At 57.7% G+C, this 19,196-nt stretch carries 19 protein-coding genes; 15 read left to right on the top strand and 4 right to left on the bottom strand.

Annotated elements, in window-relative coordinates; genetic code table 11:
- Positions 1-95: 95 nt before the first annotated feature.
- From tilS to ispD, 6 genes are all read left to right on the top strand, one after another.
- Positions 96-1,412 (top strand): tRNA lysidine(34) synthetase TilS, encoded by a 1,317-nt coding sequence (gene tilS, locus QN377_RS02765; protein ID WP_095018169.1) that lies wholly within the window; start codon positions 96-98, stop codon positions 1,410-1,412.
- 272 nt (positions 1,413-1,684) lie between these two features.
- Positions 1,685-3,316 carry a CTP synthase gene (locus tag QN377_RS02760; RefSeq protein WP_029611550.1) on the top strand — a complete coding sequence of 544 codons (1,632 nt, stop codon included), beginning with the start codon at positions 1,685-1,687 and terminating at the stop codon, positions 3,314-3,316.
- 5 nt (positions 3,317-3,321) lie between these two features.
- A complete protein-coding gene (gene kdsA / locus QN377_RS02755; protein WP_016781998.1) occupies positions 3,322-4,167 on the top strand; it encodes a 3-deoxy-8-phosphooctulonate synthase in 846 nt (281 codons plus the stop codon).
- Positions 4,168-4,320: 153 nt separating this feature from the next.
- The gene (eno, locus tag QN377_RS02750; protein WP_095001321.1) at positions 4,321-5,610 is read left to right on the top strand and encodes a phosphopyruvate hydratase; all 1,290 of its coding nucleotides are present in this window, start codon (positions 4,321-4,323) and stop codon (positions 5,608-5,610) included.
- Positions 5,611-5,778: 168 nt separating this feature from the next.
- Complete coding sequence (ftsB, locus tag QN377_RS02745; RefSeq protein WP_016782000.1) at positions 5,779-6,057, top strand: cell division protein FtsB; 279 nt, start codon at positions 5,779-5,781, stop codon at positions 6,055-6,057.
- A complete protein-coding gene (gene ispD / locus QN377_RS02740) occupies positions 6,054-6,758 on the top strand; it encodes a 2-C-methyl-D-erythritol 4-phosphate cytidylyltransferase (protein WP_095001322.1) in 705 nt (234 codons plus the stop codon). Before ftsB ends, ispD begins: the two co-directional genes overlap by 4 nt.
- Positions 6,759-6,873: 115 nt before the next feature.
- Here the strand turns inward: ispD and QN377_RS02735 are convergent, their stop codons facing one another.
- Positions 6,874-7,779, bottom strand: coding sequence for a LysR substrate-binding domain-containing protein (locus tag QN377_RS02735; RefSeq protein ID WP_095001323.1), 906 nt, complete (start codon positions 7,777-7,779; stop codon positions 6,874-6,876).
- Between the two features lie 108 nt (positions 7,780-7,887).
- Here QN377_RS02735 and QN377_RS02730 point away from each other — a divergent pair, with 108 nt between their 5' ends.
- From QN377_RS02730 to rpoS, 8 genes are all read left to right on the top strand, one after another.
- Entirely contained in the window at positions 7,888-9,000 is a 1,113-nt protein-coding gene (locus tag QN377_RS02730; protein ID WP_016782003.1) for an S-(hydroxymethyl)glutathione dehydrogenase/class III alcohol dehydrogenase, read from the top strand.
- A gap of 84 nt (positions 9,001-9,084) precedes the next feature.
- The gene (fghA, locus tag QN377_RS02725; protein WP_176464271.1) at positions 9,085-9,936 is read left to right on the top strand and encodes an S-formylglutathione hydrolase; all 852 of its coding nucleotides are present in this window, start codon (positions 9,085-9,087) and stop codon (positions 9,934-9,936) included.
- A 43-nt stretch (positions 9,937-9,979) separates the two neighbouring features.
- Positions 9,980-10,453, top strand: coding sequence for a 2-C-methyl-D-erythritol 2,4-cyclodiphosphate synthase (gene ispF, locus QN377_RS02720; RefSeq protein WP_095001325.1), 474 nt, complete (start codon positions 9,980-9,982; stop codon positions 10,451-10,453).
- Complete coding sequence (gene truD / locus QN377_RS02715) at positions 10,450-11,508, top strand: tRNA pseudouridine(13) synthase TruD (RefSeq protein ID WP_095001326.1); 1,059 nt, start codon at positions 10,450-10,452, stop codon at positions 11,506-11,508. The genes ispF and truD overlap by 4 nt, the downstream gene beginning before the upstream one ends.
- The gene (gene surE, locus QN377_RS02710) at positions 11,496-12,245 is read left to right on the top strand and encodes a 5'/3'-nucleotidase SurE (protein ID WP_095001327.1); all 750 of its coding nucleotides are present in this window, start codon (positions 11,496-11,498) and stop codon (positions 12,243-12,245) included. The genes truD and surE overlap by 13 nt, the downstream gene beginning before the upstream one ends.
- A gap of 41 nt (positions 12,246-12,286) precedes the next feature.
- Entirely contained in the window at positions 12,287-12,922 is a 636-nt protein-coding gene (locus QN377_RS02705; RefSeq protein ID WP_169916772.1) for a protein-L-isoaspartate(D-aspartate) O-methyltransferase, read from the top strand.
- Positions 12,923-13,131: 209 nt separating this feature from the next.
- Complete coding sequence (locus QN377_RS02700) at positions 13,132-13,959, top strand: peptidoglycan DD-metalloendopeptidase family protein (protein WP_095001329.1); 828 nt, start codon at positions 13,132-13,134, stop codon at positions 13,957-13,959.
- Between the two features lie 106 nt (positions 13,960-14,065).
- Positions 14,066-15,070, top strand: a complete 1,005-nt coding sequence (gene rpoS / locus QN377_RS02695) for an RNA polymerase sigma factor RpoS (protein WP_095001330.1) — start codon at positions 14,066-14,068, stop codon at positions 15,068-15,070.
- 629 nt (positions 15,071-15,699) lie between these two features.
- On the opposite strand, the gene QN377_RS02690 is transcribed toward rpoS, so the two are convergent.
- From QN377_RS02690 to QN377_RS02680, 3 genes are read right to left on the bottom strand one after another with little or no spacing between them, the layout of a single operon-like run.
- The gene (locus QN377_RS02690; RefSeq protein WP_095001331.1) at positions 15,700-16,749 is read right to left on the bottom strand and encodes an alkene reductase; all 1,050 of its coding nucleotides are present in this window, start codon (positions 16,747-16,749) and stop codon (positions 15,700-15,702) included.
- A gap of 20 nt (positions 16,750-16,769) precedes the next feature.
- Complete coding sequence (locus tag QN377_RS02685; protein WP_095001332.1) at positions 16,770-17,936, bottom strand: MFS transporter; 1,167 nt, start codon at positions 17,934-17,936, stop codon at positions 16,770-16,772.
- A 10-nt stretch (positions 17,937-17,946) separates the two neighbouring features.
- Positions 17,947-18,249 (bottom strand): ArsR/SmtB family transcription factor, encoded by a 303-nt coding sequence (locus QN377_RS02680; RefSeq protein ID WP_095001333.1) that lies wholly within the window; start codon positions 18,247-18,249, stop codon positions 17,947-17,949.
- Positions 18,250-18,403: 154 nt separating this feature from the next.
- Here QN377_RS02680 and QN377_RS02675 point away from each other — a divergent pair, with 154 nt between their 5' ends.
- Positions 18,404-18,991, top strand: a complete 588-nt coding sequence (locus QN377_RS02675; RefSeq protein WP_322212490.1) for an ACP phosphodiesterase — start codon at positions 18,404-18,406, stop codon at positions 18,989-18,991.
- Positions 18,992-19,196 lie beyond the last annotated feature (205 nt).

Raw genomic sequence — 19,196 nt, 5'->3', positions numbered from 1 at the left:
CCCGGAGGGAGAGGGAGCTGATTGGTGGTGTTCTCGCTACCGCGTGCGGTCAGTCCCCTCTCCCTCCGGGAGAGGGCTAGGGTGAGGGGCTTTTAATGGCTGACATGTCAACTCTACTTCTGCAAGCCCTCGGCCCCTGGCGCAACGCCAAGGCCTGGCACGTCGCGCTCTCCGGCGGACTCGATTCCACCGTTCTGCTGCACCTTCTCGTTCAATTACGTAAAACCCACTCATTACCGCCTATCACCGCTGTCCATGTGCATCATGGCCTACAGGCGGCGGCCGATGCGTGGCCAGCCCATTGTCAGGCACTGTGTAAGGGGCTTGGAGTGCCCTTGCAGGTGATTGCCGTGCAGGTGCAGGCGGGCGCAAGTGTCGAGCGTGCAGCGCGGGATGCGCGCTATCAGGCGTTTGCGGCGATCAGCGGTGCCGGGGAGGTGCTGCTGCTCGGGCAGCATCGCGATGACCAGGCTGAAACCCTGTTGTTTCGCCTGTTGCGCGGGGCGGGGGTCGGCGGCCTGGCGGGCATGCCGCGCCAGCGTCGCCTGGGCGCAGGACATCTGTGCCGGCCTTTGCTGGACGTGTCCCGCGCCCAGCTTGAGTCATATGCCCGAGCACAAGGGCTGAGCTGGATTGAAGATCCGTCCAATAGCCAGACAGACTTTTCCCGCAACTTCCTGCGCCATGAAGTCCTTCCGGTCCTCGCTCGGCGCTGGCCCCAGGCGGCTGCCAGCATGGCCCGCAGCGCAGCGCACTGTGCCGAGGCGCAGGGTTTGCTGGATGAACTGGCCCAGCAGGATTTGCACGCTGCGGGCTCTACCAGCGAGTTTGCCTGGCTTGGCTTGCCCTCCCTGGAACTGACCGCCATCGCCGGCCTGTCACCTGCCCGTCAGCGCAATGCCTTGCGTCACTGGCTGTCAGCCTTCACGTCATTGCCGGACACCGACCATTGGGCGGGGTGGGATGCCCTGCGGGATGCCCGCATCGATGCGCAGCCGGTGTGGAAGCTCGCAGACGGCGAGTTGCATCGTGCCGGTGGACGTATCTGGTGGCTGGCCGGCGAATGGTTGCACCAACCGATCGCCCCGGTGTTGTGGCCCTGTCCTGATCAGGCCCTGGCGCTGCCGGGTAATGGTCGTGTGCATTTTGTCGGGGATATCCCGGATGGCCCTTTGCAAGTGAGCTATCGTCTAGGGGGCGAAGTGATGGCGCAGGCACAGCGCGGTCATCGTGATCTCAAGCGGCTGCTCAACGAGCGAGGTGTTCCGTTGTTTGCCCGTGGCAGATTGCCGCTTCTGTACCGCAATGAGCAGTTATTGGCCGTGGCAAACCTCCCTGGACTGGACTCCAGCCCCTGTGGGCGCTGGAAATTGCAGTGGCTGCCAACTTCGAGCGATCAAGGTTTGAGCTGAAAGGGGGTTTCCGGTAGACTACGCTCCCTTCTTGATACAACTTCTGTGGATTCACCAGAATTGCAGATGTTGCCGATTACCAAGCAGTCTTTGCTGGGCGATTTTAAAAAAATGTGTGGCTTGCATCGAACCGGTGGTTTCCATCGGTCTGTTTCAACGCAGCAGTTTTTCGAAAGGTGCACTGTGACTAATGCTGGTGATTGGGGGCTTCGGCCTTCCTTCGCTTTCCCCGGCGGCTCTGACCGCTTTAACGCAGACTTCTAGGGTTTTTCATGACGCGCTACATCTTCGTCACGGGCGGTGTTGTTTCTTCATTGGGGAAAGGCATTGCCTCGGCTTCATTGGCAGCCATCCTGGAGGCGCGGGGACTTAAGGTCACCATGCTGAAGCTGGACCCCTACATCAACGTTGATCCGGGCACCATGAGCCCGTTCCAGCACGGTGAAGTGTTCGTCACGCACGACGGCGCCGAAACCGACCTGGACTTGGGCCATTACGAGCGGTTTATCCGCACGACCATGACCCAGAACAACAACTTCACCACGGGCCGCGTTTACGAACACGTCCTGCGCAAGGAGCGCCGTGGTGATTACCTGGGTGCAACCATTCAGGTAATTCCGCACATCACCGACGAAATCAAACGTCGGATCATCAAGGGCGCCGGCGATGCCGACGTAGCGATGGTTGAGATTGGCGGCACTGTGGGTGACATTGAGTCGCAACCGTTCCTCGAAGCTATCCGTCAGCTGCGCATCGAAGTGGGCGCCAAGCGCGCCATGCTGATGCACCTGACTCTGGTTCCGTACATTGCCACCGCTGGCGAAACGAAAACCAAACCTACACAGCACTCGGTTAAAGAGCTGCGTTCCATCGGCCTGCAGCCAGACGTACTGATCTGCCGCTCCGATCACCACGTTGATGTGTCTTCGCGTCGCAAGATCGCGCTGTTCACCAACGTTGAGGAACGTGCTGTCATTTCGCTGGAAGACGCCGACACCATCTACAAGATCCCGGGCATGCTGCACGCTCAGGGCCTGGATGATTTCGTCGTTGAGCGCTTTGGCCTGGAATGCAACAGCGCCGACCTGTCCGAATGGGACAAGGTCGTCGACGCCAAGCTGAACCCGGAGCACGAAGTCACCATCGCGATGGTCGGCAAGTACATGGAACTGCTGGACGCGTACAAATCGCTGATCGAAGCGATGAGCCACGCCGGTATTTCCAACCGTACCAAGGTCAACCTGCGCTATATCGACTCCGAAGACATCGAAAACAAAGGCACCGAGCTGCTTGAAGGCTGTGATGCCATTCTGGTTCCGGGCGGCTTCGGTCTGCGCGGCGTCGAAGGCAAGATCACTGCCGTTCAATATGCACGCGAGAACAAGGTGCCATACCTGGGTATCTGCCTGGGCATGCAAGTAGCGGTTATCGAGTTCGCACGTAATGTGCTGGGCTGGAAAGACGCCAACTCCACCGAATTCGATCGCAGCAGCGGCCATCCGGTTGTCGGTCTGATCACCGAGTGGGAAGACGCCACCGGTGCAGTCGAAACCCGTACCGAAACTTCCGACCTGGGCGGCACCATGCGTCTGGGCGCGCAGGATTGCCAGCTGCAAGCCGGTTCCCTGGTTCACGATTGCTATGCCAAGGACGTGATTGTTGAACGTCATCGTCATCGCTATGAAGTGAACAATAACCTGCTGCCGCAACTGACCGAAGCAGGCCTGAAAGTGACCGGTCGTTCCGGTGACGGCGCGTTGGTAGAAGTGGTTGAAGCTCCGGATCATCCTTGGTTTGTCGCTTGCCAGTTCCACCCGGAGTTCACCTCCACGCCACGTGATGGCCATCCATTGTTCACCGGTTTCGTCAAAGCTGCACTGGCGCAACACGAGAAGAAGGCGTAATCAGAATGGCGCAAAAGATTATCCGTGTAGGCAATATCGAAATTGCCAACGACAAGCCAATGGTCTTGTTCGGTGGCATGAACGTGCTGGAAAGCCGTGATATGGCCATGCAGGTGTGCGAAGAGTACGTACGGGTCACCGAAAAGCTTGGTATTCCTTACGTGTTCAAGGCCAGTTTCGACAAGGCCAATCGTTCATCTGTCAGCTCTTACCGTGGCCCAGGCCTCGAAGAAGGCATGCGGATTTTTCAGGACATCAAGGCCGCCTTCGGTGTGCCGCTGATTACCGACGTCCACGAGCCTGCGCAAGCGGCCGTGGTCGCCGAGGTCTGCGACATCATCCAGTTGCCGGCTTTCCTGTCGCGTCAAACTGACCTGGTCGTGGCCATGGCCAAGACCGGCGCCGTGATCAACATCAAAAAAGCCCAGTTCCTTGCGCCTCAGGAAATGAAACACATCCTGAGCAAATGCGAAGAAGCGGGCAATGATCAGTTGATCCTCTGCGAACGTGGCTCCAGCTTTGGCTACAACAACCTTGTTGTCGACATGCTGGGCTTCGGCATCATGAAGCAGTTCGAATACCCGGTGTTTTTCGACGTGACCCATGCGCTGCAAATGCCTGGCGGTCGCTCGGACTCTGCCGGTGGTCGTCGTGCCCAGGTAACCGACCTGGCCAAGGCTGGTATCAGCCAGAGCCTGGCCGGTCTGTTCCTGGAAGCACACCCGGATCCTGACAACGCCAAGTGCGACGGCCCTTGTGCCTTGCGCCTGGACAAGCTGGAGCCATTCCTGGCTCAGCTGAAGTCGCTGGATGAGTTGGTTAAAAGTTTTCCGACAATAGAAACCGCGTAACCCTCGTTTCTCCGGTAAAGTACCGCACGATTTCTCGGGCCTCAGGGCCCGAGCCTTATCGCCCGCAAGGCTGCCCGCTATTTGACCCTTGCCGCCGATAACAATATTTCCCTCAGCTGCGTCGTTTTCGTCAACTTTGGAGTATTTACAACAATGGCAAAGATCGTCGACATCAAAGGTCGTGAAGTTCTCGACTCCCGTGGCAATCCCACTGTGGAAGCGGACGTGCTTCTCGACAACGGCATCATCGGCAGCGCTTGCGCGCCGTCCGGTGCTTCCACCGGTTCCCGTGAAGCGCTGGAACTGCGTGATGGCGACAAAAGCCGTTACCTGGGCAAAGGCGTGCTGAAAGCCGTTGCCAACATCAACGGCCCGATTCGTGATTTGCTGCTGGGTAAAGACCCGGTTGACCAAAAGGCGCTGGACCACGCGATGATCGCGCTGGACGGTACTGAGAACAAAGGCTCCCTGGGCGCCAACGCCATCCTGGCCGTGTCTTTGGCTGCTGCCAAAGCTGCTGCCCAGGACCAGGACCTGCCGCTGTACGCACACATCGCCAACCTGAACGGTACTCCGGGTGTTTACTCGATGCCGGTTCCGATGATGAACATCATCAACGGTGGCGAGCACGCCGATAACAACGTCGACATTCAAGAGTTCATGGTTCAGCCGGTTGGCGCCAAGACCTTTTCCGACGCGCTGCGCATGGGCACCGAAATCTTCCATCACCTCAAAGCAGTGCTCAAGGCCCGTGGCCTGAACACCGCAGTGGGCGACGAAGGCGGTTTCGCACCTAACCTGGCGTCCAACGAAGATGCTCTGAAAGTCATTTCCGAAGCCATCGCCAATGCCGGTTACACCCTGGGCACCGACGTGACCCTGGCGCTGGACTGCGCGGCCAGCGAATTCTACGAAGACGGCAAGTACAACCTGTCGGGCGAAGGCCAAGTGTTCAGCTCCGAAGGTTTTGCTGAATACCTCAAAGGTCTGACCCAGCGTTACCCGATCATCTCCATCGAAGACGGTCTGGACGAGTCTGACTGGGATGGCTGGAAAATTCTGACCGACAAAATCGGTGAGAAAGTACAGCTGGTAGGCGACGACCTGTTCGTTACCAACACCAAGATCCTGAAAGAAGGCATCGACAAGAGCATCGCCAACTCGATCCTGATCAAGTTCAACCAGATCGGCACCCTGACCGAAACCCTGGAAGCCATCCAGATGGCCAAGGCTGCAGGTTACACGGCTGTGATCTCGCACCGCTCCGGCGAAACCGAAGATTCCACCATTGCCGACCTGGCCGTGGGTACCGCCGCTGGCCAGATCAAGACCGGCTCGCTGTGCCGTTCCGATCGCGTTTCCAAGTACAACCAATTGCTGCGTATCGAAGAGCAACTGGGTGCAAAAGCCAAGTACAACGGCCGTGGCGAGTTTCGCGGCTGAGTACTTAATGGTAAAAAGTCAGCAGGTAGTGTCGGAAAGCTCGCCAAGTCGGGTCTTTTGACACTAATCTGATGCTTCTGTATACAAGCCTGGTTCGTCCAGGCTTTGTATTATTCGTTGTTTACGTTTGTCGGCATGGCTGTCTTTTCACTGGATACCTGATATTCGATGCGCAGTCCCAATTGGTTGTTTCTAATCTTGCTCTTGCTGCTGGCAGGCCTGCAGTATCGCCTGTGGGTGGGTAATGGCAGTTTGGCGCAGGTTACTGACCTGACCCAGCAAATAGCCGATCAACGTGCTGAAAACGAAATCCTGCTTGAGCGCAACCGCGTGCTGGATGCGGAAGTGCTGGAGCTGAAAAAAGGCATGGAGACCGTTGAAGAACGTGCTCGCCATGAGTTGGGCATGATCAAAGAGGGTGAAACCCTCTATCAGTTGGCCCAATGAGTCATTTGTCACCGGCCTTCTGGGCCGTGATTCCTGCCGCGGGTGTAGGTGCCCGTATGGCCGCGGACCGTCCCAAACAATATTTGCAGTTGGGCGGACGCAGTATTCTGGAACACAGCATCAGCTGTTTCCTCGACCACCCGGGCCTGAAGGGGCTGGTGGTCAGTGTCGCTTTTGATGATCCTTTCTGGCCGTCCTTGCCTTGTGCTGCCGACCCTCGGGTTGTACGGGTAGACGGCGGGCGTGAGCGCGCCGACTCGGTACTCAACGCGTTGTTGCACCTGCATGCGCAGGGCGCGGCAGATGACGATTGGGTGTTGGTGCATGATGCCGCGAGGCCCAACCTGTCTCGGGAAGACCTTAACAAGCTGCTGAGTGAATTGGCTGACGACCCTGTAGGTGGTTTGTTAGCCGTTCCAGCGCGGGACACGCTCAAACGGGTGGACAAGCAGGGGCGTGCGGTTGAAACCGTGGATCGCAGCTTGATCTGGCAGGCCTATACGCCGCAGATGTTCCGCTTGGGGGCGTTGCATCGTGCTTTGGCTGACAGTCTGGTGGCCGATGCAACCATCACCGATGAATCTTCAGCGATGGAGTGGGCAGGTCTGGCGCCGCGTTTGATCGAAGGGCGTTCGGACAACATCAAGGTCACCCGCCCCGAAGACCTTGAGTGGTTGCGTTTGCGTTGGGCCAAGCGCTGATCAGAACCTGCTGAGGTTCTTGTGGGAGCGGGCTTGCTCGCGATGGTATCAGCTGAATTTGCCTGACAGACCGAGTCGTCTGCATCGCAAGCAAGCCCGCTCCCACTGTTAAAAACTACTGCTCCCTCTCCTGATATTCCTCCCGCCTGGCCAACCCCTCCTTCAAGTAATCAACCAGCTTTCTGACCTTGGGCGACAAGTGCCGCTGTTGCGGGTACAGCGCCCAGACGGCGGTGTTGGGTGGCTGGTGGGTGTCGAGCAACGACACCAGCGTCCCGGTCTTCAAGTGCTCCAGCACGTAATAGTCCGGCAACTGACAAATCCCTACACCCTGTAACGCAGCATCCAGTACAGCCTGCCCACTGTTGCATCGCCAGTTCCCTTGCACCCGTTGCGAAAATTCGCGGCCGTCCTGCTGCAATTGCCATAGATCTGAACTGCCAATCAGACAATTGTGCCGGCTCAATTCCGACAGGCTATGGGGGCGCCCGTAACGTTCCAGATAGGAGGGCGAGGCGCACATATACATGCGCCTGGGAGCCAGGCGAGTGGCTACCAGTCTTGAGTCCTGCAAGCGCCCCAGGCGGATCGCCAGATCCAGGCTTTCATGCACCAGGTCCAATGGCCGGTTGCTCAGTTCGATGTCCACCCGCAATTGCGGGTACAGCCCCATAAAGCGCGTAACCAGCGGCACGATAAAACGTTCGCCATAGGCCACGGCACAGGTCATGCGCAACATGCCCTTGGGTTCGCTGGCCAGATCACCGATGGCACGCAGTGCTTCTTCACGTCCGTCTTGCAGGCGCTGGCAATGCTGCAAAAAAGTTTGACCGGCTTCGGTCAGCGTCACCTTGCGGGTACTGCGATAAAACAGGCGGGTCTGCAATCGCTCTTCAAGTCGCGCTACCTGGCGGCTGATATGGGATGAAGAGACGCCAAGACGTTCGGCCGCCGCTGTGAATTGGCCACATTCGGCCACAGCGACAAATTCGTCTATACCTTCCCAGCGGTTCTCATTCATGGTTGATTATCCCTGCATGGCAATAATGTTTTGCTTTTGCCTGGATTATTAATCACCTGGCGCTGATTTACACTCTGCGTCTTGTTTTTACTTTGCTGGAGACGATCGATGATCAAGTCACGTGCCGCCGTTGCGTTCGAAGCCAAAAAGCCGCTGGAAATCGTGGAAGTAGACGTTGCCATGCCTAAGGCTGGCGAAGTGCTGCTGCGGGTTGTGGCCTCGGGTGTTTGCCATACCGATGCCTACACCTTGTCGGGCGCAGACCCGGAAGGCATCTTCCCGTCGATCCTGGGCCATGAAGGCGGTGCCATCGTTGAAGCCATCGGCGAAGGCGTGACCTCGGTTGCGGTCGGCGATCATGTCATCCCGCTGTACACCCCTGAATGTGGCAAGTGCAAATTCTGCCTGTCGGGCAAGACCAACCTGTGTCAGGCCATTCGTGCCACCCAGGGCAAGGGCTTGATGCCTGATGGCACTACGCGCTTCTCCTACAAAGGTCAGCCGATTTTCCACTACATGGGCACTTCGACCTTTTCCGAATACACCGTGCTCCCTGAGATTTCGGTCGCAAAAATTCAGAAGGACGCTCCTCTGGAGAAAGTGTGTCTGCTGGGTTGCGGCGTGACGACCGGGATCGGCGCGGTGCTGAACACGGCCAAGGTCAAGCCGGGCGACACCGTGGCCATCTTCGGTCTGGGCGGTATTGGCCTGTCTGCGGTAATCGGTGCGGTGAAAGCGAAGGCGGCGCGGATCATTGCCATTGATATCAACCCGGCCAAGTTTGAAATCGCCCGACAGCTGGGTGCTACTGATTGCGTGAACCCGAAAGACTTCGATCGCCCGATTCAGGAAGTGATAGTCGATATGACCGATGGCGGTGTCGATTTTTCCTTTGAGTGCATCGGCAATGTGCAGTTGATGCGTGCGGCACTGGAGTGCTGCCACAAGGGATGGGGCGAGTCGGTGATTATTGGCGTGGCAGGTGCGGGGCAGGAAATTTCCACCCGTCCGTTCCAGCTGGTGACCGGTCGCGTCTGGCGCGGTTCGGCATTTGGTGGCGTGCGCGGCCGCAGCGAATTGCCAAGCTATGTAGATATGGCACAAAGCGGCGAGATCCCGCTGGATACTTTCATCACCCACACCATGGGCCTGGAAGATATCAATAAGGCTTTTGACCTGATGCATGAAGGCAAAAGCATCCGCACTGTCATCCATTTCTAAATAACTGCGGCAAGTCGAACGCCATAAAATACCTGTGGGAGCGGGCTTGCTCCCACAGGGGGGTGTTTGTCTTGTGGTCTGGAGTTGCCCATGTCTCTTGAGAACATTTCCTGCCAGAAGAGCTTTGGCGGTTGGCACAAGCGTTACAAGCACCGGTCCGAAGTGCTGGGCTGCGACATGGTGTTTGCCGTGTACTTGCCGCCGCAGGCGGAGCAGGGCGCAAAGCTGCCTGTAGTGTATTGGTTGTCGGGTTTGACCTGTACCGACGAAAACTTCATGCACAAGGCCGGGGCTATGAAGATGGCTGCCGAATTGGGCCTTATCATCGTCGCACCGGACACCAGCCCCCGTGGCGAAGGCGTGCCCGATGACCCGCAGGGGGCGTGGGATTTCGGCCTGGGTGCAGGGTTCTATCTGAATGCCACTCAGCAGCCGTGGGCCCAGCACTATCAGATGCACGATTATGTGGTGCAGGAATTGCCGGCTCTGGTCGAAGCGCATTTCCCGGCTTCGCAAAAGCGTGGCATCAGCGGACACTCGATGGGTGGGCACGGGGCATTGGTTTGCGCGTTGCGTAATCCGGGGCGTTACCTGTCGGTGTCGGCGTTTGCGCCCATCAGCAATCCGACGGATTGCCCGTGGGGGCAAAAGGCATTCTCCCATTACCTGGGAGAAGAGCGGGCGCGCTGGCGTGAGTGGGATGCCAGTGTGCTGATTGGCGAGGCCAGTGAAAGGCTGCCGTTGCTGGTCGATCAGGGAGATCGCGATGACTTCCTGGCTGTTCAGCTCAAGCCTGAAGTGCTGCAACAGGCCGCCAGGCTAGCCGATTACCCGCTGACCTTGCGTTTGCAACCGGGCTACGACCATAGCTATTTCTTCATCGCCAGCTTTATTGACGACCACTTGCGTCACCACGCAAGCGCACTAAGTGCTTAATAGTAGGTAGAATCACGCCCTGACTTAATCGGGGCGTTTTTTTATGCGTATTGGCCACGGCTATGATGTGCACTGTTTCGCTGAAGGCGATTTCATTACGTTGGGCGGCGTGCGGATCTCCCATAAATTCGGGCTGTTGGCCCACTCTGATGGCGATGTGCTGTTGCACGCCCTGAGCGACGCCTTGCTGGGCGCTGCAGCGCTTGGCGATATCGGCAAGCATTTCCCGGACACCGATCCGACCTTCAAGGGCGCTGACAGTCGCGTTCTGTTGCGTCATGTCGTCGGTCTGATCCATGCCAAGGGCTGGAAAGTCGGCAATGTCGACAACACCATCATTGCCCAGGCACCAAAAATGGCGCCGCATATTGAAACGATGCGTGCGCTGATTGCCGCGGATCTAGAGGTTGATTTGGACCAGGTAAACGTAAAGGCCACGACCACCGAGAAGCTCGGCTTCGTTGGGCGTGAAGAAGGCATCGCAGTGCATTCCATTGCCTTGTTGGTTCGCTCATGAACGAGTTCGATCTGCTGGGCCCGCTCGCTTATGGCGAGGCATTGGGCACGGCTGTGCTCAAGGCCACGGCTGAAGATTTTCAAGTCGACGAAGTGCTTGATATACCGCTGTCCGGAGATGGTGAACACCTGTGGTTGTGGGTCGAGAAGCGCGGCCTGAATACCGAGGAGGCGGCCCGGCGCCTTGCCAAGGCGGCAGGCGTGCCACTGCGCACCGTCAGCTATGCAGGCCTCAAGGACCGCCAGGCATTGACCCGCCAGTGGTTCAGCGTGCAACTGCCGGGCAAGGCAGACCCTGATCTGTCGGGCGCCGAAAACGACACGCTGAAGATTCTCAAGACCTCGCGACACAAGCGCAAATTGCAGCGTGGAGCCCATGCGGCCAATGGTTTCACCTTGCGCCTGACGCAACTGAACGCCGACAAGGACGCGCTGGAGCAACGCCTGCAACTGATCGCCAAGCAGGGTGTACCGAACTATTTCGGTAGCCAGCGCTTTGGCTGGCAGGGCGGCAATCTGGGCGAAGCCCGTGATTATGCGGCGCGCAAGGCCTTGCCTGAGCAGCGCAACGTTCGTTCGCGGCTGCTGTCCACCGCGCGCAGCTATCTGTTCAATCAGGTGCTGGCCGCACGGGTGGCCGATGGCAGCTGGCAACGGGCGCAAGTTGGCGATTTACTGGCTTTTACCGACAGCCGCAGCTTTTTCCCGGCGGGCGAGGCTGAATGCAGCGACCCGCGCCTGGCCATTCTCGATCTGCACCCCACCGGCCCGCAGTGGGGCGAGGGCGAATCACCGACCACTGGCGCCACCCACGCGCTGGAGCAGTCAATTGCAGAGCGTGAAGCCGACTTGCGTGACTGGCTGGTACGCGCCGGCATGAGCCATGAGCGACGCATCCTGCGACTGCCCATTGGCCGGTTGACGTGGCATTATCCTCAGCCTGACATTCTGCAACTGGAATTTGTTCTGCCGCCAGGATGCTTCGCCACTGTTCTGGTGCGCGAGCTTGTTGATCTGGTGACGTTGGATCAAGCGGACACCTTATGCGTATTCTGATTTCAAACGATGACGGGGTAACAGCTCCGGGCCTGGCCGCGCTTTATGGTGCGCTGGCCGACTACGCCGAGTGCGTGGTAGTTGCCCCCGAGCAGGACAAAAGTGGCGCCAGCAGTTCGCTGACGCTGGACCGTCCCCTGCATCCTCATACCCTGGCCAATGGCTTTATCAGCATCAACGGTACACCTACCGATTGCGTGCATCTGGCTATTCACGGCTTGCTCGAGCAGCAGCCGGACATGGTGGTGTCGGGCATCAACCTGGGTGCCAACCTGGGTGATGACGTGTTGTACTCGGGCACTGTGGCGGCGGCACTCGAGGGCCGCTTCCTGGATCGTCCTTCTTTTGCCTTTTCGTTGGTCTCCCGCCAGGTGGACAACCTGCCGACGGCGGCGTTTTTTGCCCGCAAGCTGCTTGAAGCCCACGCATCGCTGAACTTGCCGCCGCGTACGGTCCTCAATGTGAACATTCCCAACCTGCCGTTGGCGAAGATTCGTGGCATTCAACTCACCCGTCTCGGCCATCGTGCCCGTGCTGCTGCACCGGTACGGGTGGTTGATCCGCGCGGCAAGGCAGGTTACTGGATTGCTGCGGCAGGCGATGTCGAAGACGGTGGCCCGGGCACGGACTTCCATGCCGTGATGCAGGGTTATGTATCGATCACGCCGCTGCAACTGGATCGCACCTTTGGTGATGGTTTCAACAGCCTCAATGACTGGCTGGAGGGCATGGGCTGATGGCGCGCGAGCAGGATGGCATGATGCACCGCGGCATTGGCATGACCTCTGAGCGCACCCGTGAGCGGCTGATTCAGCGCCTGCGTGAAGAGGGCATCGTTAACCAGAACGTGCTCGAGGTCATTCGCCGCACGCCACGTCATCTGTTTGTGGATGAAGCCCTGGCGCACAGGGCGTACGAAGATACGGCGCTGCCGATCGGCAATAACCAGACCATCTCCCAGCCTTACATGGTGGCGCGCATGAGCGAGCTGTTGCTTGAGGACGGGCCGCTGGACAAGGTCATGGAGATCGGCACCGGTTCGGGGTACCAGACCGCCGTGCTGTCGCAGCTGGTCGAGCGGATTTTTTCGGTCGAGCGCATCAAGGTGCTGCAGGACCGGGCCAAGGAACGATTGCTTGAGCTCAACCTGCGCAATGTGGTGTTCCGCTGGGGCGATGGGTGGGAGGGCTGGCCTGCGCTGGCGCCTTACAACGGCATTATCGTCACCGCTGTAGCCACTGATGTGCCGCAGGCACTGCTCGACCAACTGGCCCCTGGCGGGCGCCTGGTGATCCCGGTGGGTGCCGGCGAGATGCAGCAATTGATGTTGATCGTGCGCGAAGAGCACGGTTTCGCCCGGCGGGTGATCGGTAATGTACGCTTTGTGCCGCTGCTCAACGGGCCGCTGGCCTGAGTCTTTGTACGTATCGGGTGAATTTTGGGGCAGGGTACGGGTCATAAAGCCCATCACCCGGGCTCTGCCCGGTATGTGTGTATGTTTTATACGCTGTGTTTATCAATCGGCTTTACAGTCTGTAAAAGCCCTATAGCCAGTTATACTTGCTGCAAACCATGGCCAGTACTGGCGTTTTACTATTTAGCCATCTTCAAAGGGAGCGGCGGGTGAGTCTCACAGTCATTGCGCAGCGTAAGAGCAGCAAAAGCTTTCAGAGACTGGTGGTCGGTCTATTTCTGAGTACCACACTGGCTTTGTTGGCAGCGTGCTCCAGCACCCCCAAAAATGGCGTGAATGTCGTTGACCGTAACGGCGTGGCCCAGCGCCCGGCCGTGACCACCGGGCAATACGCGGTGCGTCGCGGCGACACTTTGTTCTCGATTGCCTTTCGTTATGGGTGGGACTGGAAGGCCCTGGCTGCACGCAACAATATTGCCGCCCCGTTCACCATCGTCCCGGGCCAGGTCATCCGCTTTGACGGGCGCTCAGGCACCCAGCCTGCAGGCGGCTCGACCACCACCGTTGTGTCATCCTCTTCGGGCAGCAAAACCACGGTTATCAAGCGTTCCGCCACGGCTGCAAGTGCCCCCGCAGCGGTTGCCCCGATGCCGGCAGGCCCTGCTCCCAAGGGGTGGGGATGGCCCTCAAATGGCATTTTGATCGGAAAATTCTCTTCAAACGGTAGTTTGAATAAAGGTATTGATATCGCCGGCGATTTGGGACAGCCTGTTTTAGCTGCGTCTGATGGTTCGGTTGTATACGCTGGCAGTGGATTGAGGGGCTACGGCGAACTGATCATCATCAAACACAGTGATACCTACGTCAGTGCCTACGGTCACAACCGCAGGCTTTTGGTTCGGGAGGGGCAGCAGGTCAAGGTCGGACAGACAATTGCCGAAATGGGGTCAACTGGTACAGACCGGGTGAAACTTCACTTTGAGATTCGCCGCCAAGGTAAACCTGTAGATCCATTGCAATTCCTTCCTCGCCGTTGATCGGTTACCAGCCTGTTCCTGATGTGGATAAGGAACAGGCTCCAGCGTTGCCAGGGATTAAGGCGAGGCTTGAGCTTGAGGTCGAACTCAACAAAGGACTATTGCAATGGCTCTCAACAAAGAAGCGCCGGGGTTTGACATCGACGATGAGGTGCTCCTTATGGACTCCAGCATCGATAGCGACTTGATGTCAGAAGAAGACGATTCGCCCCCTACAGCTAGAACCAAGTCCAAAAAAGCAGCTGCTACAAAACAGCACAAGTACATTGACTACACGCGGGCCCTTGATGCGACCCAGTTGTACCTCAATGAAATCGGCTTTTCCCCGTTACTCTCTCCGGCAGAAGAAGTCCATTTTGCGCGTTTGTCGCAAAGCGGCGACCCGGCCGGGCGCAAGCGAATGATAGAAAGCAACCTGCGGCTGGTGGTGAAAATTGCCCGACGTTACGTCAACCGTGGTTTGTCATTGCTTGACCTGATCGAAGAAGGCAACCTGGGCCTGATCCGGGCTGTCGAGAAATTCGATCCCGAACGAGGGTTTCGCTTCTCGACCTACGCCACCTGGTGGATACGCCAAACGATTGAACGGGCGATCATGAACCAGACCCGCACCATCCGTTTGCCGATCCACGTTGTAAAAGAGCTGAACGTCTACCTGCGAGCCGCGCGCGAACTCACGCAAAAGCTCGATCACGAACCCTCTCCTGAAGAAATCGCCAATCTGCTCGAAAAACCGGTCGCCGAGGTCAAGCGCATGCTTGGGCTTAATGAACGCGTGTCTTCGGTAGACGTGTCTTTGGGGCCGGACTCTGACAAAACCCTGCTTGATACCCTGACGGATGACAGGCCCACAGACCCTTGTGAGCTGCTTCAGGACGATGACTTGTCGCAAAGTATCGATCAGTGGTTGTCCGAGCTCACAGACAAGCAGCGTGAAGTGGTGATTCGCCGTTTCGGGCTGCGTGGCCATGAGAGCAGCACTCTTGAGGATGTAGGGCTGGAAATTGGCCTGACCCGTGAGCGTGTGCGCCAGATCCAGGTTGAAGGGCTCAAGCGCTTGCGAGAAATTCTTGAACGCAACGGCCTGTCGAGCGAGTCGCTGTTCCAGTAATCCGCGAACGGCTGACAAAAAACCCCGAACTAATCGGGGTTTTTTGTGGGTGTTTGTTTTGAGTGATGCCCGGTAGTGCGAATTTGACAACAATATGGACCTTGTTGTTATACAAACTTGAACTAATTGTTTATTTAATCGGCTTTGAAATGGAATGTCACGGACGAGATAGGTTATTGCCTGTGGCTTGCTGTAAGCCTTTACTTACTTTTTACGTAAGCCAAGGGCTTGGCAATAAAGGGCAAACGCCTTTGTGTAACAGTGCTTAACTCATAAGTCATTGAAATATAACGTATTTATATTTTTAGTTGGGCAGTTTGTGTAATAAATACTCATAACATCCGCGCTTGCAGCAATCCTATAAAACTCTAGTATTTGAACTGTATCGACGGATCGATACGGCGCTCAAGGAAGAACGCAGACGGACATCGCGGGAAGCGATTCATCAGGATGATGAGAAGGAACAAAAGGGACTAGGGAAAAAATGTGGGCGGGTCAAACCGCCCCTTTTTTTTGCCCGCAAAAAAGGTCCGGGCGGTGATGTTTAAACGGTTATAGCAAAACGCCCAAGGCCATTGGTCTCGGGCGTTTTGCGTGGTGCAGTCACCTGGCCGTGCCAGGCTCAGTACTTAGAGTACTGGATAGTCGATATAGCCCACTGCGCCATTGACGTAGAAGGTTTCCGGGTGCGCCTCATTCAGCGGCGCATCGGCCTTCAAGCGTGCGGGCAGATCAGGGTTGGCGATAAACGGCACGCCGAATGCGACGGCATCGGCCTTGCCTGCTGCCAGCCAGGCATTGGCACTGTCTTTGGTGAAGCTCTCATTGACGATGTACGGGCCACCGAAGGCTTGCTTGAGTTGCGGGCCCAGGCTGTCGGCAGCTTCATGCTCGCGCGCACAGATGTAGGCAATACCGCGCTTGCCCAGTTCGCGGGCGACATAACCAAAGGTTTCGGCCAGGTTTTCATCGCCCATGTCGTGCAGGTCGGCCCGTGGCGACAAATGCACGCCAACCCGGCCGGCACCCCAGACTTCAATGGCGGCGTCGGTAACTTCCAGCAACAGGCGCGCACGGTTCTCTATGCTGCCGCCGTACTGGTCGGTACGTTTGTTGGTGCTGCTTTGCAGGAACTGGTCGAGCAGGTAGCCATTTGCACCATGGATCTCGACGCCATCAAAACCGGCAGCCTTGGCGTTTTCTGCGCCTGTGCGGTAGGCCTCGACAATATCGGCGATCTCGGCAGTTTCCAGCGCGCGAGGCGTCGGGAAATCAACCTTCGGGCGCACCAGGCTAACATGGCCCTTGGCCGCAATGGCGCTGGGTGCAACCGGCGTTTCACCGTTCAGGTACATCGGATGCGAGATGCGGCCTACATGCCACAACTGCAGCGCAATCCGGCCACCGGCGGCGTGTACGGCCCGGGTGATGTTGGTCCAGCCGCGTACCTGGTCGTCGGCCCAGATGCCCGGAGTGTCAGGGTAGCCGACGCCCATAGGCGTGACCGATGTGGCCTCGCTCAGGATCAGGCCGGCAGAGGCGCGTTGAACGTAGTATTCAGCCATCAGGGCATTAGGTACCCGACCTTCGCTGGCGCGGCAGCGGGTCAGCGGAGCCATGATGATGCGGTTGGGCAGTTCGAGGTCGCCCAACTTGATCGGATCGAAAATCGTCGTCATTTATGCAGCCCTCTCAAGGATCAGTTAGTAGCAGTAGCCAGTTCGGAATTGCCGCCCTGGCGGAAAGTGATCAGCGTCACCAGCAGTGCCAGTATTGCCAGTGCGGCAGCGGCCAGTGGAACGCTGGTGAGGCCGAAGCCGTGGGCGATGACACTGCCGCCAACCCAGGCGCCGAGTGCATTGCCGACGTTGAATGCGCCGATATTCAGGGTTGAAACCAGGTTCGGGGCAGCCTTGCCGAAGGTCACGACATTGATTTGCAGCGCCGGTACGGCAGCGAATGAAGCCGCAGCCCACAAAAACAGGGTGATTTCAGTCGGGATCACCGCGACGCTGGTCCAGGTCAGTACGGTGGACATCACCGCCATCGCGATAAACACACCGATCAGCGTTGCGGCCAGGCGTTTGTCCGCCAGCTTGCCACCGATGATATTGCCCACCGTCAGGCCAAGGCCGATCAGCAGCAGAGTCCAGGTCACGCCGCTTGGCGAAACGCCGGTGACATCACCGAGCAGGGGCGCGACATAAGTGAACAGGGTGAACATCGACGCGGAAAACAGCGCAGTCATGCTCAGCGACAGCCAGATGCCTGCGCCTTTGAGCGCGGCCAGTTCGGCACGCATGTCGAGTTTTTCCTCGTCACGCTTGGCTGGCAGAAAGCGGATCAGGCCGATCAATGCCACGACACCGATCACGGTGACGGCAAAAAACGTCGAGCGCCATCCTGCTGCCTGGCCCAGAGCAGTGCCCAGGGGAACGCCGAGCACGTTGGCCAGGGTCAGGCCGGTAAACATCAGGGCCACGGCAGACGCGCGCTTGTTGGCAGGTACCAGGCCTGCGGCCACGACCGAACCAATACCGAAGAACGCGCCGTGGCACAGGGCAGTGACAACACGGGCAAACATCAGCACGTTGTAATCACTGGCCAGGGCACAGAGCAGGTTGCCGATGATGAATATCACCATCAACGCTACCAGGGCGGCCTTGCGCGGCAACCTGGCCGTGGCCAGCGCCATAAACGGCGCACCGATGGCTACACCCAGCGCGTAGCCGGTTACCAGCCAGCCGGCACCGGGAATGGATACACCAAGGTCGGTTGCGACATCAGGCAGCAAGCCCATGATCACAAACTCGGTGGTCCCGATGGCGAAAGCGCTGAGCGCCAGAATGAGTAGCGAGAGGGGCATGGAAGTCCTTTTAAAGCTCTTGGCTGATTTTTTCGAGGAAGACCTTGATGGTTTCCTCATTACGTTTGAAAAAGTGCCACTGACCGTGTTTTTGGCTGGTAATCAGGCCCGCTCGCTGCAGCGTTGCGAGATGGGCAGAAACCGTGGACTGCGACAGGCCGCAGAGCTGATCAAACTGCCCGGCACACACACCATGTTCGGTGGAGTGAACCTGGTCAGGGAACGAGGCATCAGGGTTTTTCAGAGCGTTGAGAATTTCTCGGCGTACTGGGTGTGCCAGGGCTTTTATTATTTCGTCGAGGTCGATCGTCATGGTTGCAGTGCTCATTGGGTACAACGTTATATCGCGATGAGGCGAACTTTAAATCGTTATATCGCGATATACAAATATGATTTCGATCTTAGATCAGCTCAAATCGATATATCGGGTTATAACGATATTGGTGTGGCAGTGCTAAACTGCGCCCATGAATTATCTCGCACATCTGCACCTTGGCGGTCAGCGCCCGGAAGAAATGCTGGGCAGTCTTTATGGCGATTTTGTCAAAGGGCGGCTGCATGGCCAATACAGCGCGGACATTGAACACGGTATAGCGCTGCACCGCAGCATTGATGTCTTTACTGACAACCACCCCCTGGTTGATCAGTCGTTGTCGCGATTTGCCCATACTCGCCGGCGGTATGCGGGTATTGTCCTCGATGTGTTTTTTGACCATTGCCTGGCGCGGGACTGGGGGCAGTATGCCGACGGACCGCTGGAACGTTTTACCGCGGATTTTTACCGGGTGCTGGTGGCCGAACAACAGCTGCCACGGCGGCTTGCCACGATTGCGCCGCATATGGCGGCCCATGACTGGTTGGGTTCGTATCGGGATTTTGCCGTGCTGGAGCAGGTGTTCAATGGTATAGCCCGGCGCTTGTCGCGCCCCGAGGAACTGGCCGGGGCGATGCAGGACTTGAAGGCGTTGTATGAACCTCTGAGCGAGGATTTTCGGGCGTTTTATCCGCAGTTGCAGGTGTATGCGGCGGGTTGTTACCGGAAGGGATGTCCGTAGCCGCTGACGAGGGGCGAAGTCGTCGCAAAATCAGGCAATGGGTTGTGTCAGTTACACCAGGTTCTCAGGGTTTACGGCTGTTTGATCTTGTTTGACTGGTGTGTTGAGTACATATCCGGCATTCGTGCCTAACTGGGATATTGGTTTCGCTCTTACAGCGAGTCACTTTTTCCAGACGCCGAAAAAGTAACCAAAAAGGCTTGCC

Source organism: Pseudomonas sp. CCC4.1 (assembly GCF_035019225.1).
GTDB lineage: Bacteria > Pseudomonadota > Gammaproteobacteria > Pseudomonadales > Pseudomonadaceae > Aquipseudomonas > Aquipseudomonas bubulae.
Note: the sequence above shows the minus strand (reverse complement) of the source record. Positions and strands in the feature narration are given on the sequence as shown.

Excerpts from the sequence above, each read along its gene's own strand:
- tilS (WP_095018169.1), top strand. The coding sequence starts at position 96 with ATGGCTGACATGTCAACTCTACTTCTGCAAGCCCTCGGCCCCTGGCGC.
- QN377_RS02760 (WP_029611550.1), top strand. The coding sequence starts at position 1,685 with ATGACGCGCTACATCTTCGTCACGGGCGGTGTTGTTTCTTCATTGGGG.
- kdsA (WP_016781998.1), top strand. The coding sequence starts at position 3,322 with ATGGCGCAAAAGATTATCCGTGTAGGCAATATCGAAATTGCCAACGAC.
- eno (WP_095001321.1), top strand. The coding sequence starts at position 4,321 with ATGGCAAAGATCGTCGACATCAAAGGTCGTGAAGTTCTCGACTCCCGT.
- ftsB (WP_016782000.1), top strand. The coding sequence starts at position 5,779 with ATGCGCAGTCCCAATTGGTTGTTTCTAATCTTGCTCTTGCTGCTGGCA.
- ispD (WP_095001322.1), top strand. The coding sequence starts at position 6,054 with ATGAGTCATTTGTCACCGGCCTTCTGGGCCGTGATTCCTGCCGCGGGT.
- QN377_RS02735 (WP_095001323.1), bottom strand. The coding sequence starts at position 7,779 with ATGAATGAGAACCGCTGGGAAGGTATAGACGAATTTGTCGCTGTGGCC.
- QN377_RS02730 (WP_016782003.1), top strand. The coding sequence starts at position 7,888 with ATGATCAAGTCACGTGCCGCCGTTGCGTTCGAAGCCAAAAAGCCGCTG.
- ispF (WP_095001325.1), top strand. The coding sequence starts at position 9,980 with ATGCGTATTGGCCACGGCTATGATGTGCACTGTTTCGCTGAAGGCGAT.
- truD (WP_095001326.1), top strand. The coding sequence starts at position 10,450 with ATGAACGAGTTCGATCTGCTGGGCCCGCTCGCTTATGGCGAGGCATTG.
- surE (WP_095001327.1), top strand. The coding sequence starts at position 11,496 with ATGCGTATTCTGATTTCAAACGATGACGGGGTAACAGCTCCGGGCCTG.
- QN377_RS02705 (WP_169916772.1), top strand. The coding sequence starts at position 12,287 with ATGACCTCTGAGCGCACCCGTGAGCGGCTGATTCAGCGCCTGCGTGAA.
- rpoS (WP_095001330.1), top strand. The coding sequence starts at position 14,066 with ATGGCTCTCAACAAAGAAGCGCCGGGGTTTGACATCGACGATGAGGTG.
- QN377_RS02690 (WP_095001331.1), bottom strand. The coding sequence starts at position 16,749 with ATGACGACGATTTTCGATCCGATCAAGTTGGGCGACCTCGAACTGCCC.
- QN377_RS02685 (WP_095001332.1), bottom strand. The coding sequence starts at position 17,936 with ATGCCCCTCTCGCTACTCATTCTGGCGCTCAGCGCTTTCGCCATCGGG.
- QN377_RS02680 (WP_095001333.1), bottom strand. The coding sequence starts at position 18,249 with ATGACGATCGACCTCGACGAAATAATAAAAGCCCTGGCACACCCAGTA.
- QN377_RS02675 (WP_322212490.1), top strand. The coding sequence starts at position 18,404 with ATGAATTATCTCGCACATCTGCACCTTGGCGGTCAGCGCCCGGAAGAA.